Annotated in this window: 13 protein-coding genes and 1 tRNA gene; 9 read left to right on the top strand and 5 right to left on the bottom strand. The window is 53.0% G+C overall.

Going from position 1 to position 14,777, the window contains the following annotated elements; all coding sequences use genetic code 11:
• Positions 1-100: 100 nt before the first annotated feature.
• Positions 101-176, bottom strand: a tRNA-Gly gene (locus NA986_RS21765).
• A gap of 275 nt (positions 177-451) precedes the next feature.
• Here NA986_RS21765 and NA986_RS21760 point away from each other — a divergent pair.
• Positions 452-1,192 carry an arginine ABC transporter substrate-binding protein gene (locus NA986_RS21760; RefSeq protein ID WP_000727892.1) on the top strand — a complete coding sequence of 247 codons (741 nt, stop codon included), beginning with the start codon at positions 452-454 and terminating at the stop codon, positions 1,190-1,192.
• Between the two features lie 61 nt (positions 1,193-1,253).
• Here the strand turns inward: NA986_RS21760 and orn are convergent, their stop codons facing one another.
• Positions 1,254-1,799: an oligoribonuclease gene (gene orn, locus NA986_RS21755; protein ID WP_001271546.1), complete on the bottom strand. Its 546-nt coding sequence runs from the start codon at positions 1,797-1,799 to the stop codon at positions 1,254-1,256.
• Positions 1,800-1,905: 106 nt separating this feature from the next.
• On the opposite strand from orn, the gene rsgA reads away from it, so the two are divergent.
• The 3 genes from rsgA to mscM all read left to right on the top strand — a co-directional run bounded on the left by rsgA (position 1,906) and on the right by mscM (position 7,363).
• On the top strand, positions 1,906-2,958 hold the full coding sequence (rsgA, locus tag NA986_RS21750; RefSeq protein WP_000041988.1) for a small ribosomal subunit biogenesis GTPase RsgA: 1,053 nt from the start codon (positions 1,906-1,908) through the stop codon (positions 2,956-2,958).
• 91 nt (positions 2,959-3,049) lie between these two features.
• Positions 3,050-4,018: an archaetidylserine decarboxylase gene (asd, locus tag NA986_RS21745; RefSeq protein ID WP_000934951.1), complete on the top strand. Its 969-nt coding sequence runs from the start codon at positions 3,050-3,052 to the stop codon at positions 4,016-4,018.
• Between the two features lie 18 nt (positions 4,019-4,036).
• Positions 4,037-7,363 carry a miniconductance mechanosensitive channel MscM gene (gene mscM / locus NA986_RS21740; protein ID WP_001236755.1) on the top strand — a complete coding sequence of 1,109 codons (3,327 nt, stop codon included), beginning with the start codon at positions 4,037-4,039 and terminating at the stop codon, positions 7,361-7,363.
• Positions 7,364-7,429: 66 nt separating this feature from the next.
• Here mscM and NA986_RS21735 read toward each other — a convergent pair whose 3' ends face one another.
• The 3 genes from NA986_RS21735 to epmA form a co-directional block, all read right to left on the bottom strand.
• The gene (locus NA986_RS21735; protein ID WP_000074655.1) at positions 7,430-7,744 is read right to left on the bottom strand and encodes a YjeO family protein; all 315 of its coding nucleotides are present in this window, start codon (positions 7,742-7,744) and stop codon (positions 7,430-7,432) included.
• Between the two features lie 51 nt (positions 7,745-7,795).
• Entirely contained in the window at positions 7,796-9,298 is a 1,503-nt protein-coding gene (gene yjeM, locus NA986_RS21730) for a glutamate/gamma-aminobutyrate family transporter YjeM (RefSeq protein ID WP_023216538.1), read from the bottom strand.
• Positions 9,299-9,523: 225 nt separating this feature from the next.
• Positions 9,524-10,501 carry an elongation factor P--(R)-beta-lysine ligase gene (gene epmA / locus NA986_RS21725; RefSeq protein ID WP_000004794.1) on the bottom strand — a complete coding sequence of 326 codons (978 nt, stop codon included), beginning with the start codon at positions 10,499-10,501 and terminating at the stop codon, positions 9,524-9,526.
• A 322-nt stretch (positions 10,502-10,823) separates the two neighbouring features.
• Here epmA and frdA point away from each other — a divergent pair, with 322 nt between their 5' ends.
• The 5 genes from frdA to NA986_RS21700 all read left to right on the top strand — a co-directional run bounded on the left by frdA (position 10,824) and on the right by NA986_RS21700 (position 14,762).
• Positions 10,824-12,614, top strand: coding sequence for a fumarate reductase (quinol) flavoprotein subunit (frdA, locus tag NA986_RS21720; protein ID WP_001192954.1), 1,791 nt, complete (start codon positions 10,824-10,826; stop codon positions 12,612-12,614).
• The gene (frdB, locus tag NA986_RS21715) at positions 12,607-13,341 is read left to right on the top strand and encodes a fumarate reductase iron-sulfur protein (protein ID WP_000829509.1); all 735 of its coding nucleotides are present in this window, start codon (positions 12,607-12,609) and stop codon (positions 13,339-13,341) included. The genes frdA and frdB overlap by 8 nt, the downstream gene beginning before the upstream one ends.
• Positions 13,342-13,351: 10 nt before the next feature.
• The gene (gene frdC / locus NA986_RS21710; protein WP_000208749.1) at positions 13,352-13,747 is read left to right on the top strand and encodes a fumarate reductase subunit FrdC; all 396 of its coding nucleotides are present in this window, start codon (positions 13,352-13,354) and stop codon (positions 13,745-13,747) included.
• Positions 13,748-13,757: 10 nt separating this feature from the next.
• A complete protein-coding gene (gene frdD / locus NA986_RS21705) occupies positions 13,758-14,117 on the top strand; it encodes a fumarate reductase subunit FrdD (RefSeq protein WP_000609650.1) in 360 nt (119 codons plus the stop codon).
• A 111-nt stretch (positions 14,118-14,228) separates the two neighbouring features.
• A complete protein-coding gene (locus NA986_RS21700) occupies positions 14,229-14,762 on the top strand; it encodes a lipocalin family protein (protein ID WP_001238398.1) in 534 nt (177 codons plus the stop codon).
• The last annotated feature ends 15 nt before the right edge of the window (positions 14,763-14,777 follow it).

Raw genomic sequence — 14,777 nt, 5'->3', positions numbered from 1 at the left:
CTTACTTCAGTAAGCTCCTGAGGACTCATTCAGTTGCCGCCTTGTCGCAATTCGAAATCCTGCGATTGGTGGTCTGTACTTAACAAGTACTTTCAAATTTTGGAGCGGGAAACGAGACTCGAACTCGCGACCCCGACCTTGGCAAGGTCGTGCTCTACCAACTGAGCTATTCCCGCAAATTTGTTGCTGTCGTAATTCGCATTTCTGCGTCGTTACGGGAGGCGCATTATACGAGAAATCCATTTAGCTGCAAGCCCCTGAACGCATTTTTTCGCGATTTTTGTTTGAATGCTGATTAAATCACCAAACAAGACAAAAAACGAGCAAAGCGTGCGCTATGCAACAAAAAACTTTTCACGCCACGCCTAAAGGCACAGAATCAGAATAGCACCCTGCGCCAAAAAAAGAATAGCACGGTGACCACAACATCCAATTGATATCAGGGATCAAGATGAAAAAAAAACTTATTGTCATGCTGTTAGCCAGCCTCTCCGTTCACGCCGCTTCCGTTTCCGCCAGAACATTACATTTTGGCACCTCCGCCACTTATGCGCCCTATGAGTTTGTCGATGCCGATAATAAAATTGTTGGTTTCGATATTGATGTCGCCAACGCGGTCTGCAAAGAGATGCAAGCGGAGTGCTCATTCACTAACCAGAGCTTTGATAGTCTGATCCCCGGCCTACGCTTCAAAAAGTTTGATGCGGTGATCGCCGGTATGGATATGACGCCCAAACGTGAACAGCAGGTCTCCTTTAGCCAACCCTATTACGAAGGTCTATCGGCGGTAGTCGTCACGCGTAAAGGGGCTTATCACACTTTTGCCGATCTGAAAGGCAAAAAAGTCGGTCTGGAAAACGGTACAACGCATCAGCGCTATTTGCAGGATAAACAACAAGCCATCACGCCTGTCGCCTATGACAGCTATCTAAACGCCTTTACCGATCTGAAAAACAACCGTCTTGAGGGCGTGTTTGGCGATGTCGCCGCGATTGGTAAGTGGCTAAAAAACAATCCGGATTACGCCATCATGGATGAACGCGCCAGCGATCCTGACTACTACGGAAAAGGGTTAGGCATTGCGGTACGCAAAGGCAACGACGCGCTATTGCAAGAAATTAATGCCGCGCTCGACAAGGTGAAAGCGTCGCCGGAATATGCGCAGATGCAGGAGAAATGGTTTACGCAGTAATTCAGTGGCGGGAGAGCTGCCGGATGAGACGCTGTGGCGTTGCCATCCGGCATGTTAAGCCTCACAGCTTAATGAAATGCTCGCGGTAGTAAGCCAGCTCCGCCACCGACTCGCGAATATCATCCATCGCCTGGTGCGTGCCCTGCTTGGTAAAGCCGGCCAGAATCTCCGGCTTCCAGCGGCGCGCCAGTTCCTTGAGCGTACTGACATCCAGATAGCGATAGTGGAAGTAGGCCTCCAGTTCCGGCATATATTTAAACAGAAAACGACGATCCTGACCGATGCTGTTACCGCAAATCGGCGACTTACCCGCAGGCACCCACGTTTTCAGAAATTCAATCGTCGCCAGTTCAGCGTCTCGTTCGCCCATCGTACTTGCCTTAACGCGATCCACCAGACCGCTACCGGTATGGGTGCGCACGTTCCAGTCATCCATTAACGCCAGTTGCGCATCGGATTGATGTACCGCAATCGTCGGCCCTTCCGCCAGAATGTTCAGGCTGGCATCCGTCACCAGCGTGGCTATCTCAATAATGCGATCGCGCTCGGGGTCCAGACCTGTCATCTCCAGATCGATCCAAATCAGGTTGTTTTCATCGGCACTCATGCTATTTTCCACCCTTCAGAGGTCACATTCACTGTGACTATATTCATCTACAATTGCGTGTATCATAGATGTTTTGCCCACTATGGGCGACCAGGAGCCAGTACGATTGAGCAAAAATAAACTCTCCAAAGGCCAGCAGCGCCGTGTGAACGCCAATCACCAGCGTCGTTTAAAAACGTCCGTGGAGAAAGCCGACTACGATGACAACCTGTTTGGCGAGCCTGCAGAAGGTATCGTCATTAGCCGTTTTGGTATGCATGCCGATGTGGAGTCTGCTGACGGCGAGGTTCACCGCTGCAATATCCGCCGCACTATCCGTTCGCTGGTGACGGGCGATCGCGTCGTCTGGCGTCCGGGCAAAGCCGCCGCAGAGGGCGTCAACGTAAAAGGCATCGTTGAAGCGGTGCATGAGCGCACCTCGGTATTGACGCGCCCGGACTTCTACGACGGCGTGAAGCCTATTGCCGCCAACATTGACCAAATCGTTATCGTCTCCGCGATTTTGCCGGAGCTGTCGCTGAATATCATCGATCGCTATCTGGTCGGCTGTGAAACCCTACAGGTTGAGCCGCTTATCGTACTCAATAAAATTGATCTGCTGGACGACGAAGGTATGGACTTCGTTAATGAGCAGATGGATATCTACCGCAATATCGGCTATCGCGTGCTGATGGTCTCCAGCCATACGCAGGATGGTCTGAAACCGCTGGAAGAGGCGTTAACCGGTCGTATCAGTATTTTTGCCGGGCAGTCCGGCGTCGGAAAATCCAGTCTGCTAAACGCTCTACTCGGCTTACAGAACGAGATTCTGACGAACGATGTGTCGAATGTCTCCGGTCTGGGTCAACATACCACTACCGCTGCTCGTCTGTATCATTTCCCGCATGGCGGCGATGTCATTGATTCCCCCGGCGTGCGCGAGTTCGGCTTATGGCATCTGGAGCCGGAACAAATCACCCAGGGCTTTGTCGAATTTCATGACTATTTGGGACATTGCAAATACCGGGACTGCAAGCATGACGCCGATCCAGGCTGCGCCATTCGCGAAGCGGTAGAGAACGGCGCTATTGCGGAAACCCGTTTCGAAAATTATCACCGAATTCTTGAAAGTATGGCGCAGGTAAAAACGCGTAAAAACTTTTCTGATACGGACGACTGACAGATACGCTAGGCGTCGTTAGAATCGTCCACTTTTTTCAGGATACCGGTATAACTGCCGGTTCAGGAACAACAATGGCCTGGAGGCTACCTTGTTAAACTCATTTAAACTTTCGCTACAATACATTCTGCCGAAACTATGGCTCACTCGCCTGGCGGGCTGGGGCGCAAGCAAACGAGCAGGATGGCTGACAAAACTGGTTATCGATCTCTTCGTAAAGTATTACAAAGTCGATATGACCGAGGCGCAAAAACCGGATACCGCCAGCTATCGTACGTTCAATGATTTCTTTGTTCGTCCGCTGCGTGATGACGTGCGTCCGCTCAATACCGATCCTAACATCCTGGTGATGCCTGCTGACGGCGTGATAAGCCAGTTGGGTCGTATCGAAGAAGATAAAATTTTGCAGGCCAAAGGCCATAATTACAGCCTTGAGGCGTTGCTGGCGGGTAACTACCTGATGGCGGATAAGTTCCGCAACGGCACGTTTGTGACCACTTACCTCTCCCCTCGCGACTACCATCGCGTGCACATGCCATGCAACGGCATCCTGCGTGAAATGATCTACGTACCGGGCGATCTGTTCTCCGTTAACCATCTGACCGCGCAAAACGTCCCCAACCTGTTTGCCCGCAACGAGCGCGTTATCTGCCTGTTTGATACCGAGTTCGGCCCTATGGCGCAGATTCTGGTCGGCGCAACTATTGTCGGCAGTATCGAAACCGTCTGGGCGGGGACCATTACCCCTCCGCGCGAAGGCATCATCAAGCGCTGGACCTGGCCAGAAGGCGAACATGAAGGGTCTGTCGCCTTGTTGAAAGGCCAGGAGATGGGACGCTTTAAACTGGGTTCCACGGTCATCAACTTATTTGCGCCGGGGAAAGTGAATCTGATCGAGTCGCTGGCAAGCCTGTCCGTTACCAAAATTGGCCAACCGCTGGCGACGTCGACCGAAACATTCGTCGCGCCGGAGGTAGAACCTGCTCCGCTGCCGGCAGAAGAAATTAAAGCTGAACACGACGCCAGCCCGCTGGTTGACAATAAAAAAGACGACACCTAATCAAGAGAGAATGCTGACGTGCGCCTGATTATCGCTTTTCTGATGGCCTGGTGCCTCAGCACGGGGGCGTTCGCCGCAACGGCCCCCGACGCCAAACAAATCACGCAGGAACTGGAGCAGGCAAAAGCGGCGAAGCCCGCTCAGCCGGAAGCCGTTGAGGCGCTCCAGACTGCGTTAAACGCGCTTGAAGAGCGAAAAGGCTCGCTTGAGCGCGCGAAACAATATCAACACGTTATTGATAATTTCCCTAAGCTATCCGCCACCTTGCGCGCCCAGTTGAATAATCTGCGCGATGAACCTCGCAGCGTACCGCCAGAGATGTCCACCGAAGCGTTAAATCAGGAGATCTTGCAGGTTAGCAGCCAGCTACTGGATAAAACCCGCGAGGCGCAACAGGAGCAGGAGCGCGTCAGGGAGATCGCCGACTCGCTCAGCCAGCTTCCCCAACAGCAAAACGACGCCCGCCGCCAGCTTAATGAGATTGAGCGACGACTCGGTGCCGCAGGCGGAAGTGCCGCGCTTAGCCAGGCGCAAAGTCTCAGTATGCAGGCGGAGTCCGCCAAACTAAAAGCGTTAGTCGACGAACTGGAGTTGGCGCAACTGTCCGCCAACAACCGGCAGGAACTGGCTCGTCTGCGTTCCGAGCTGGCGGAAAAACAGAGTCAGCAATTGGATGCGTATCTTCAGGCGCTGCGCAATCAGCTCAATAGCCTGCGCCAACGTGAAGCGGAACGCGCGCTGGAAAGCACTGAGCTGCTGGCGGAAAACAGCGCCGGTTTGCCGGAAGGCATCGTCGAACAATTTAAAGTCAACCGCGAGCTGTCACAGGCGCTCAATCAACAAGCGCAGCGGATGGATCTGGTCGCCTCGCAGCAGCGACAGGCCACCAGCCAAACGTTACAGGTGCGCCAGGCGCTCAATACGCTGCGGGAGCAGTCGCAATGGCTTGGCGTGTCCAACATGCTTGGCGAAGCGCTGCGCGCGCAGGTCGCCCGTCTGCCAGAGATGCCTAAGCCACAGCAGCTTGATACGGAAATGGCGCAGCTACGCGTCCACCGTATGCGCTATGAAGAGTTACTCAATAAGCAGCCGCAGCTACGGCAAATACGTCAGGCCAATGGACAGCCGCTGACCGCCGAGCAAAACCAGATTCTTGACGCCCAGCTTCGCACTCAGCGCGAGCTGCTCAACTCGTTGTTACAGGGCGGCGATACGCTGATCCTGGAGCTGACCAAACTGAAAGTCTCCAACAGCCAACTGGAGGATGCGCTTAAAGAGGTTAATGAAGCGACCCACCGTTATCTGTTCTGGACCGCTGACGTTAGCCCGCTATCGCTCTCCTGGCCTGTTGATTTGGTTCAGGATTTACGCCGGCTTATCTCATTAGATACGTTTAATCAGTTAGGTAAAGCCAGCATCATGATGCTGACCAGCAAAGAGACGCTACTGCCGTTATTCGGCGCGCTGGCGCTGGTCGGGTTTAGCCTCTATTCACGTCAACACTTCAACCGGTTCCTTGAGCGCTCGGCCTCGCGCGTCGGGAAAGTCACTCAGGATCACTTCTCGCTGACGCTGCGAACGGTGTTCTGGTCGATTCTGGTCGCCTCGCCGCTGCCGGTCTTGTGGGCGACGCTCGGCTATGGTCTGCAGGAAGCCTGGCCGTATCCGCTGGCCGTCGCCATCGGCGATGGCGTGACGGCGACAGTACCGCTGTTGTGGGTAGTCATGATTTGCGCCGCTTTTGCCCGCCCTAATGGCCTGTTTGTGGCGCATTTCGGCTGGCCGCGAAACCGGGTAGCGAAAGCGATGCGCTACTACCTGATGAGCATTGGGCTGATCGTGCCGCTCATTATGGCAGTGATCATGTTTGATAATCTTAACGATCGGGAGTTTTCCGGCTCGTTGGGCCGCCTTTGCTTCATCCTGATATGCGGCGCGCTGGCGCTGGTCACGCTGAGTCTGAAAAAAGCGGGCATCCCGCTCTATCTTGATAAAGAAGGCAACGGCGACAACATGGTCAACAGCCTGCTGTGGAATATGCTGATGGGCGCGCCGCTTATCGCGATTCTGGCGGCGGCGGTGGGTTATCTGGCCACGGCGCAGGCGCTACTGGCGAGACTGGAAACCTCGGTCGCCATCTGGTTCCTGTTGCTGGTCATCTATCACGTCATTCGCCGCTGGATGCTGATCCAACGACGCCGACTGGCTTTTGACCGCGCCAAACATCGTCGGGCGGAAATGCTGGCGCAGCGCGCGCGCGGCGAAGAAGAACCGGCGCACTCCTCCAGCCTGGAAGGCGCGGTCGACATCGATGAAAGTGAAATCGATCTTGACGCTATTAGCGCCCAGTCGCTGCGTCTGGTCCGCTCAATTCTGATGCTTATCGCCCTGCTATCGGTAATTGTACTGTGGTCGGAAATCCACTCGGCATTCGGCTTCCTGGAGAATATTTCGCTGTGGGATGTCACCTCTACGGTGCAAGGCGTGGAAAGCCTGGAGCCGATTACCCTCGGGGCGGTGCTCATTGCGATTCTGGTCTTTATCATCACCACGCAGTTGGTGCGTAATCTGCCTGCGCTGCTGGAACTGGCGTTATTACAGCATCTCGATTTAACGCCTGGTACCGGTTACGCCATCACGACCATCACCAAATATCTGTTAATGCTGATTGGCGGGCTGGTCGGTTTCTCGATGATCGGCATTGAGTGGTCGAAGCTACAATGGCTGGTGGCCGCGCTCGGCGTCGGGCTTGGTTTTGGCCTGCAAGAAATTTTCGCTAACTTTATCTCCGGCCTGATTATTTTGTTTGAAAAGCCGATTCGTATCGGCGATACGGTGACCATTCGCGATCTCACCGGCAGCGTGACCAAAATCAATACCCGCGCCACCACCATCAGCGACTGGGATCGTAAAGAGATTATCGTGCCGAATAAAGCCTTTATCACCGAACAGTTTATCAACTGGTCGCTGTCTGACTCCGTTACGCGCGTGGTGTTAACCATCCCGGCGCCAGCGGATGCCAATAGCGAAGAGGTGACGCAAATTCTGCTGACGGCGGCGCAGCGCTGTTCTTTGGTGCTGGACAACCCGCCGCCTGAAATCTTTCTGGTGGATCTCCAGCAGGGTATTCAAATTTTCGAACTGCGTATCTATGCCGCGGAAATGGGACACCGTATGCCATTACGCCATGAGATCCACCAATTGATTCTGGCGGGCTTCCGCGAGCACGGTATTGATATGCCGTTCCCGCCGTTCCAGATGCGTCTGGAGAGCCTCGGCGGTAAACAAACGGGGAGAACGTTAACGTCAGCGGGTAAAACCAGCCGCCCGGCGGGCAGTTTGTAAACGCAATGGCGCCGGATGACGCTAAAAGACTCGATGACATAGGCTTATCAGGTCTTTTAGCATAGATCACACACAAAACTGATAGCGCAGGAAGAATTGCCAGGACCAGTAAGCAAATATCACCAACGCGACACAGTACAAAAACCAACTACGTATTTTCTTATACACAGTAACGTAAAAAAACGGGAAAAACAGGGGCAGCGTCATCATCGCGCCAAAACCTCTGGAATCATCATTTTCGACAGTTCTCATCACATCACAAATGTTGTTTATCCCACTCTCGCCAATCATCCACTCTTTATCCAGGACTGAAAATACAGCGATGAGTGGGATAGCCAGTAAAATCCAGATAGCGCACAATGCAAACATTTTCGGACTCATTATAAATATCCTTTTCATAAAGCCGATGAGCTAACGCTATCCGGACAAAGATTACTCCGCCGCCCACTCCGGATCAGCGCTCATGCGGCTACTGTAATTCTGATAAATCGCCATCGCCAGCAGCGAGAAGAAGATCGGGCCGCCGATCATCCACAAGGCGCTGTCCCAGTCCCCAGCTTCAATCACCGGCTGGATGATGGTAAAGACGTTGGCAAACGTCACCACCAGCACCACAACACCCGTCGCGACCAGGGTAGAGGCTTTGGTTTTAAAGAGAACAAATGGCCGCTCCAGATCCTGACGCGCTTTAAAGAAGGGAAATGCCAGCGCAAGGAACAGGTATGGCAAGGTCATTGAGACGTTCGCCATCAGAGTGAGTTTGTTATAAAACGCCGATGCGGTGTCACCGCCAAAAGAGACCAGCAAAATAAACAGACTCACCAGCACGCACTGTAGCCACATAGCGGTCGCCGGCATACCGTTAGCGTTCAGTGTCGTCATCGGCGCGGGCCACAACGCTTTTGGCGTCCCCTGAATAATGGCTTTCAGCGGTGAATAGCTCAACGTAAAAAACGCGCCGGTATAAGCCAGAAACATAGAAAGGCCGGTGATACGCGCAAACCAGACGCCCACCGTCATCGCAGCTTCCGGAGAAAGGTTTAACGCGTTACCTAATGTCGTGCCTAAACTCGACATCAGAATGTAGGTGATATTCCCTAAGTTAACGGCGCTATTACTTAATATCTGTTGCCAGTTAGTACTGACGCCCCATAAAAAGATCGCCAAAGAATAACCAATTGAAATCACAATGGCCGCGAAAACAATACCTTTCGCAAAATTCTTTTCCGGTTTCTCGGTTTTATCCACCAGTCCGCCGACAGCCTCAATACCGCCGTAAGCAAAAATAGCAAATACCACAAATGACAACATTGCCAGGCCGGAGTGATAACCCGGATTCGGTGACGAGGTAAAATTAATCTCTTGTGCAAAATGCCCACCATTTAATAACAAAATAGCGACACTCACTAACAATAAAACTAAATTAAGACACATTACGGCAATACCCCCGACCGCCGTAATTCGCGCAATTTTATTGATCCCTCTGGCGGCGACACACGTCACCAGAATCATCCAGCCGACGGCGAGCAGCCCGACAGCCTGCGTAGGCTCAAGCCCTGCAATACGCCAGTGCTGCGTCATATCGGCGCCAAAAACAAAAGTAGAAAACGGTACCCAAATTTTTGCCGCCGTACTTACCATCCATATGACATACGATGAAAACCACATAAACGTGCCAATAAACGCGTAACGTGGCCCCACGCTATTATTCATCCACGAATAGATCCCGCCCTCTTCTTTGCGATAAGCGGAACCCATTTCAGCCATCATTAAGGCGAATGGAATAAAAAACAGCAAGGCAGAAAATATATACCACGGGATTGCGCTATACCCCATTAAATAAAACGCCGACGGGCTATTCGCAAAACCAAAAACAGAAGTAAAAATCATCAGGATAAGCCCAATAAGGCTCATCTTTTTTATCGTGTGGGTCATTCAACCATCCCTTACGCTCGAGCGCGTTTGCCAGACGCCGCTCACCGATTGACGCCGCCTTCTTTTTTACAAAGGTCAGCGATAAAAAAATCAACACAGGATTGATACCTAAATGGCATCAAAGTTCCAGCCTTATGTTGTGGCAAATAGAGGATAATTGAAAAAATATGCTACAAAATGGCGCTTATTGCGCCATTTTATCTCGCGAAAGAGTGAATTTCAGATTTACGCCCGATCGACCGTAAAAGCAATCACGTCCGCCAGGCTTTCTGCTCCCAGCGCCAGCATCACCAGACGATCAACACCCAGCGCCACGCCGGAACAATCCGGTAGACCGGCGGCCAGCGCATCCAGTAGATTTTGGTCAATCGGCTGCTGCGGCAGACCGCGCGCGGCGCGCTTACGATTGTCCTGTTCAAAGCGCTGTTGTTGCTCACGTGCGTCCGTCAGTTCGTGGAAACCATTCGCCAGCTCAATACCTTTGTAGTACACCTCAAAGCGCTCGGCGACGCGATGATCCTCGGTACTGATTTGTGCCAGCGATGCCTGACTTGCCGGAAAGTGATAAATAAAGGTCGGCTTTTCTTTACCTATATGCGGCTCAACCCCCATCGTGAACAGCAGTTGCAGCAACGTATCACGGTCTTCTTCCGTATCGGCGATATTGCTTAAATCAAGCTTTGCCGCCGCCTCACGCAGTTGCGTTTTATCTGCTGATAACGGGTCAATCTCCAGATGGCGCTGAAACGCCTGTTGATAGGAGAGACTTTCCGCAGGTTGACAATCCAGCACTTGCTGAAGCAAATCATCCACTTCATTCATCAGGCGGTACATATCGTAATGCGGGCGATACCACTCCAGCATAGTGAATTCCGGATTATGATGTCGTCCCATCTCTTCATTACGGAAACTGCGGCATAGCTGGAAAACCGGGCCGCACCCTGCCGCCAGCAGGCGTTTCATATGGTATTCCGGACTGGTCATTAAATAGAGGTTGATCCCCTGGGAATGGCCAGGTCCGACGAAACGCGTTTCGAACGGGAACAGATGAATGTCTGTGACCGTCGCCTGACTCATGCAGGGCGTCTCAACCTCAAGCACTCCACGATCGGCAAAGAAACGACGGATTTCCGCCATAATCGCCGCACGTTTTAATAAATTGGGGATGGACGCGCTCGGCTGCCAGGTTGCCGTTTCGCTCATGATTCTTTCTCCAGTTTAAGACAAGGTCACGAAGTCTACTCGCAACGCGCGGGCGAAACAAATTTTGCGCAGGCGTATCGGGCGCCTTCTGGAGGGTAAAAAAAGTGATTTCAGATGGTTTAGTAATTAAATTAATCAAAATCAATGATAATTCATCCCTCTGATACGCTAAAAAAATCGAACACGTCAAATTTCCCTCACATCCCTGAGACTATACTGTTGTACCCATAAAGGAGCAGTGGAAACGCATTCATACTTCGCAGAACCCAGAGGCTTTATCTGGCTGCGCGAGGGTGAAATTACAATAATCTGGAGGAATGTCGTGCAAACCTTTCAAGCCGATCTTGCCATTATAGGCGCCGGTGGCGCGGGATTACGTGCTGCAATTGCTGCCGCACAGGCGAATCCCAATGCTAAAATCGCACTGATCTCAAAAGTGTACCCGATGCGCAGCCACACCGTCGCTGCCGAAGGGGGTTCAGCCGCTGTCGCCCAGGATCATGACAGCTTTGACTACCATTTTCACGATACGGTAGCAGGCGGAGACTGGCTGTGTGAGCAGGATGTCGTGGATTACTTTGTCCACCATTGTCCCACTGAGATGACGCAGCTGGAGCAATGGGGCTGCCCGTGGAGCCGCCGTCCGGACGGTAGCGTTAACGTGCGTCGCTTCGGTGGTATGAAAATCGAGCGTACCTGGTTCGCCGCGGATAAAACCGGCTTCCATATGCTGCATACTCTGTTCCAGACTTCCCTGCAGTTCCCACAAATCCAGCGCTTTGACGAACATTTTGTGCTGGATATTCTGGTTGATGACAACCATGCGCGCGGCCTGGTGGCAATGAACATGATGGAAGGCACGCTGGTGCAAATCCGCGCCAACGCCGTGGTCATGGCGACAGGCGGCGCAGGCCGCGTATACCGCTATAACACCAACGGCGGCATCGTCACCGGCGACGGGATGGGCATGGCGCTGAGCCACGGCGTTCCGCTGCGTGATATGGAATTCGTTCAGTATCACCCGACCGGCCTGCCAGGTTCCGGTATCCTGATGACTGAAGGTTGCCGCGGCGAAGGCGGTATTCTGGTCAATAAAAATGGCTACCGTTACCTGCAAGACTACGGCATGGGCCCCGAAACGCCGCTGGGCGAGCCGAAAAACAAATATATGGAACTGGGGCCGCGCGACAAAGTATCCCAGGCTTTCTGGCACGAATGGCGTAAAGGCAACACCATCTCCACGCCGCGCGGCGATGTGGTTCACCTCGACCTGCGTCATCTCGGCGAGAAGAAACTGCATGAACGTCTGCCGTTCATTTGCGAACTGGCGAAAGCCTATGTCGGCGTCGATCCGGTTAAAGAACCGATTCCAGTACGTCCGACCGCGCACTACACCATGGGCGGCATTGAAACCGACCAGAACTGTGAAAGCCGTGTCAAAGGGCTGTTTGCCGTTGGCGAATGCTCCTCTGTTGGCCTGCATGGCGCGAACCGCCTCGGTTCCAACTCACTGGCGGAACTGGTGGTGTTTGGTCGTCTGGCTGGCGAACAAGCAATGGAACGCGCTGCTACGGCAGGCGCCGCAAATAGCGCCGCGCTCGACGCCCAGGTTGCCGATATTGAACAACGTCTGAAAAATCTGGTGAACCAGGAAGGCAACGAAAACTGGTCGAAGATCCGCGATGAGATGGGTCTGTCTATGGAAGAAGGTTGCGGTATTTACCGTACCCCGGAACTGATGCAGAAAACCGTTGATAAACTGGCCGAGCTTCAGGAACGTTTCAAGCGCGTACGTATCTCCGATACTTCCAGCGTGTTCAACACTGACCTGCTGTATACCATCGAACTGGGTCATGGTCTGAACGTGGCGGAATGTATGGCGCACTCTGCGCTGGCGCGTAAAGAGTCCCGCGGCGCGCATCAGCGTCTGGATGAAGGCTGTACCGAGCGCGACGATGTGAACTTCCTCAAGCACACCCTCGCCTTCCGCGATGCTGATGGCACGACCCGTCTGGAATACAGCGACGTGAAAATCACCACCCTGCCGCCAGCCAAACGTGTTTACGGCGGTGAAGCGGAAGCAGCCGATAAGAAGGAGAAGGCGAATGGCTGAGATGAAAAACCTGAAAGTTGAGGTGGTGCGCTATAACCCGGAAACCGATACCGCGCCGCACAGTGCTTTCTATGAAGTTCCTTATGATGAAACAACATCGCTACTGGACGCGTTGGGCTACATCAAAGATAACCTGTCGCCAGACCTGAGCTACCGCTGGTCCTGCCGTATGGCGATCTGCGGCTCTTGCGGCATGATGGTCAACAACGTCCCTAAACTGGCGTGTAAAACCTTCCTGCGCGATTACACCAACGGTATGAAGGTGGAAGCGCTGGCGAACTTCCCGATTGAACGCGATCTGGTTGTCGATATGACGCACTTTATCGAAAGCCTGGAAGCGATCAAACCGTACATTATTGGCAACTCTCGCACGCCAGATCAGGGGCCGAATGTCCAGACCCCGGCGCAAATGGCGAAGTATCACCAGTTCTCCGGTTGCATCAACTGTGGTCTGTGCTACGCCGCGTGCCCGCAGTTCGGTCTGAATCCTGAATTTATCGGACCGGCTGCGATTACGCTGGCGCATCGCTATAACGAAGATAGCCGCGATCACGGTAAGAAGGAGCGTATGGCGCAGTTGAACAGTCCGAACGGCGTATGGACCTGTACTTTCGTGGGCTACTGCTCCGAAGTCTGTCCAAAACATGTCGATCCGGCTGCGGCCATTCAGCAGGGTAAAGTGGAAAGCTCGAAAGACTTTCTTATCGCCACCCTGAAACCACGCTAAGGAGTGCAACATGACGACTAAACGCAAACCCTATGTGCGGCCGATGACGTCCACCTGGTGGAAAAAACTGCCGTTTTATCGCTTTTATATGCTGCGCGAAGGCACAGCGGTGCCGGCAGTCTGGTTCAGTATTGAACTGATTTTCGGTCTGTTTGCGCTCAAACACGGCGCGGAATCCTGGATGGGATTCGTCGGCTTTTTACAAAACCCGGTGGTAGTGATCTTAAACCTGATCACCCTGGCGGCCGCGCTGCTGCACACCAAAACCTGGTTTGAACTGGCGCCGAAGGCGGCCAATATCATTGTAAAAGACGAAAAAATGGGGCCAGAGCCAATCATCAAAGGGCTTTGGGTGGTCACTGCGGTAGTCACCGTAGTCATTCTGTATGTTGCCCTGTTCTGGTAAGGAGTCCCGGATGATTAATCCAAACCCAAAACGTTCTGATGAACCCGTATTCTGGGGACTGTTTGGCGCAGGCGGTATGTGGGGCGCGATCATCGCGCCGGTGATCGTGCTACTGGTTGGCATCATGCTGCCGCTGGGGCTATTTCCGGGCGATGCCCTGAGTTTTGAGCGCGTACTGACGTTCGCCCAAAGCTTTATTGGTCGCGTTTTTCTGTTCCTGATGATCGTGCTGCCGCTATGGTGTGGCCTACACCGTATGCACCACGCGATGCATGACCTGAAAATCCACGTGCCTGCGGGCAAATGGGTCTTCTACGGTCTGGCGGCAATCCTGACCGTTGTGACGGCGATTGGCGTTATCACTCTCTAAGTTGCCACGACGCCCTCTTATCTACCCGATAAGAGGGCATTTTTTCTTTTCCTGCCTCTCATTTTCCCGCCAGGTTCTACACTTAGAAAAAACACTGGAAGGAAAAACGCTATGCGCTTGTTGCCCGTCGTTGCTGCGGTTACTGCGGCATTTTTGGTTGTCGCCTGTAGTTCGCCTACTCCGCCTAAAGGCGTTACCGTGGTAAATAACTTTGATGCCAAACGTTACCTCGGCACCTGGTATGAGATCGCACGCCTCGATCATCGATTTGAACGTGGACTGGAACAAGTCACGGCCACCTATAGTCTGCGTGACGATGGCGGGATTAATGTCATCAATAAAGGCTATAACCCGGATCGGGGAATGTGGCAAAAAACAGAAGGCAAAGCGTATTTTACCGGTAGTCCAAACCGCGCCGCGCTCAAGGTCTCTTTTTTCGGCCCGTTCTACGGCGGCTATAACGTGATTGCGCTTGATCGGGAATACCGTCATGCGCTGGTGTGCGGCCCGGATCGCGACTATCTGTGGATACTCTCTCGCACGCCAACGCTTTCTGAGGAAATAAAACAGCAAATGCTGGCCGTCGCGACCCGGGAGGGGTTTGACGTCAATAAATTAATTTGGGTAAAACAATCAGGTTCGTAGCAATATCAGCGACGA

This window comes from Salmonella sp. NW177 (genome assembly GCF_051811585.1).
GTDB classification, from domain to species: domain Bacteria; phylum Pseudomonadota; class Gammaproteobacteria; order Enterobacterales; family Enterobacteriaceae; genus Salmonella; species Salmonella enterica.
The sequence above is the reverse complement of the archived record's forward strand: the minus strand, read 5'-3'. Positions and strand labels throughout refer to the sequence as shown.

What these genes read in the sequence shown, in the direction of transcription:
- yjeM (WP_023216538.1), bottom strand. Translation starts at nt 9,298, where the DNA reads ATGACCCACACGATAAAAAAGATGAGCCTTATTGGGCTTATCCTGATG.
- NA986_RS21760 (WP_000727892.1), top strand. Translation starts at nt 452, where the DNA reads ATGAAAAAAAAACTTATTGTCATGCTGTTAGCCAGCCTCTCCGTTCAC.
- frdC (WP_000208749.1), top strand. Translation starts at nt 13,352, where the DNA reads ATGACGACTAAACGCAAACCCTATGTGCGGCCGATGACGTCCACCTGG.
- frdB (WP_000829509.1), top strand. Translation starts at nt 12,607, where the DNA reads ATGGCTGAGATGAAAAACCTGAAAGTTGAGGTGGTGCGCTATAACCCG.
- NA986_RS21700 (WP_001238398.1), top strand. Translation starts at nt 14,229, where the DNA reads ATGCGCTTGTTGCCCGTCGTTGCTGCGGTTACTGCGGCATTTTTGGTT.
- NA986_RS21735 (WP_000074655.1), bottom strand. Translation starts at nt 7,744, where the DNA reads ATGAGTCCGAAAATGTTTGCATTGTGCGCTATCTGGATTTTACTGGCT.
- epmA (WP_000004794.1), bottom strand. Translation starts at nt 10,501, where the DNA reads ATGAGCGAAACGGCAACCTGGCAGCCGAGCGCGTCCATCCCCAATTTA.
- orn (WP_001271546.1), bottom strand. Translation starts at nt 1,799, where the DNA reads ATGAGTGCCGATGAAAACAACCTGATTTGGATCGATCTGGAGATGACA.
- frdD (WP_000609650.1), top strand. Translation starts at nt 13,758, where the DNA reads ATGATTAATCCAAACCCAAAACGTTCTGATGAACCCGTATTCTGGGGA.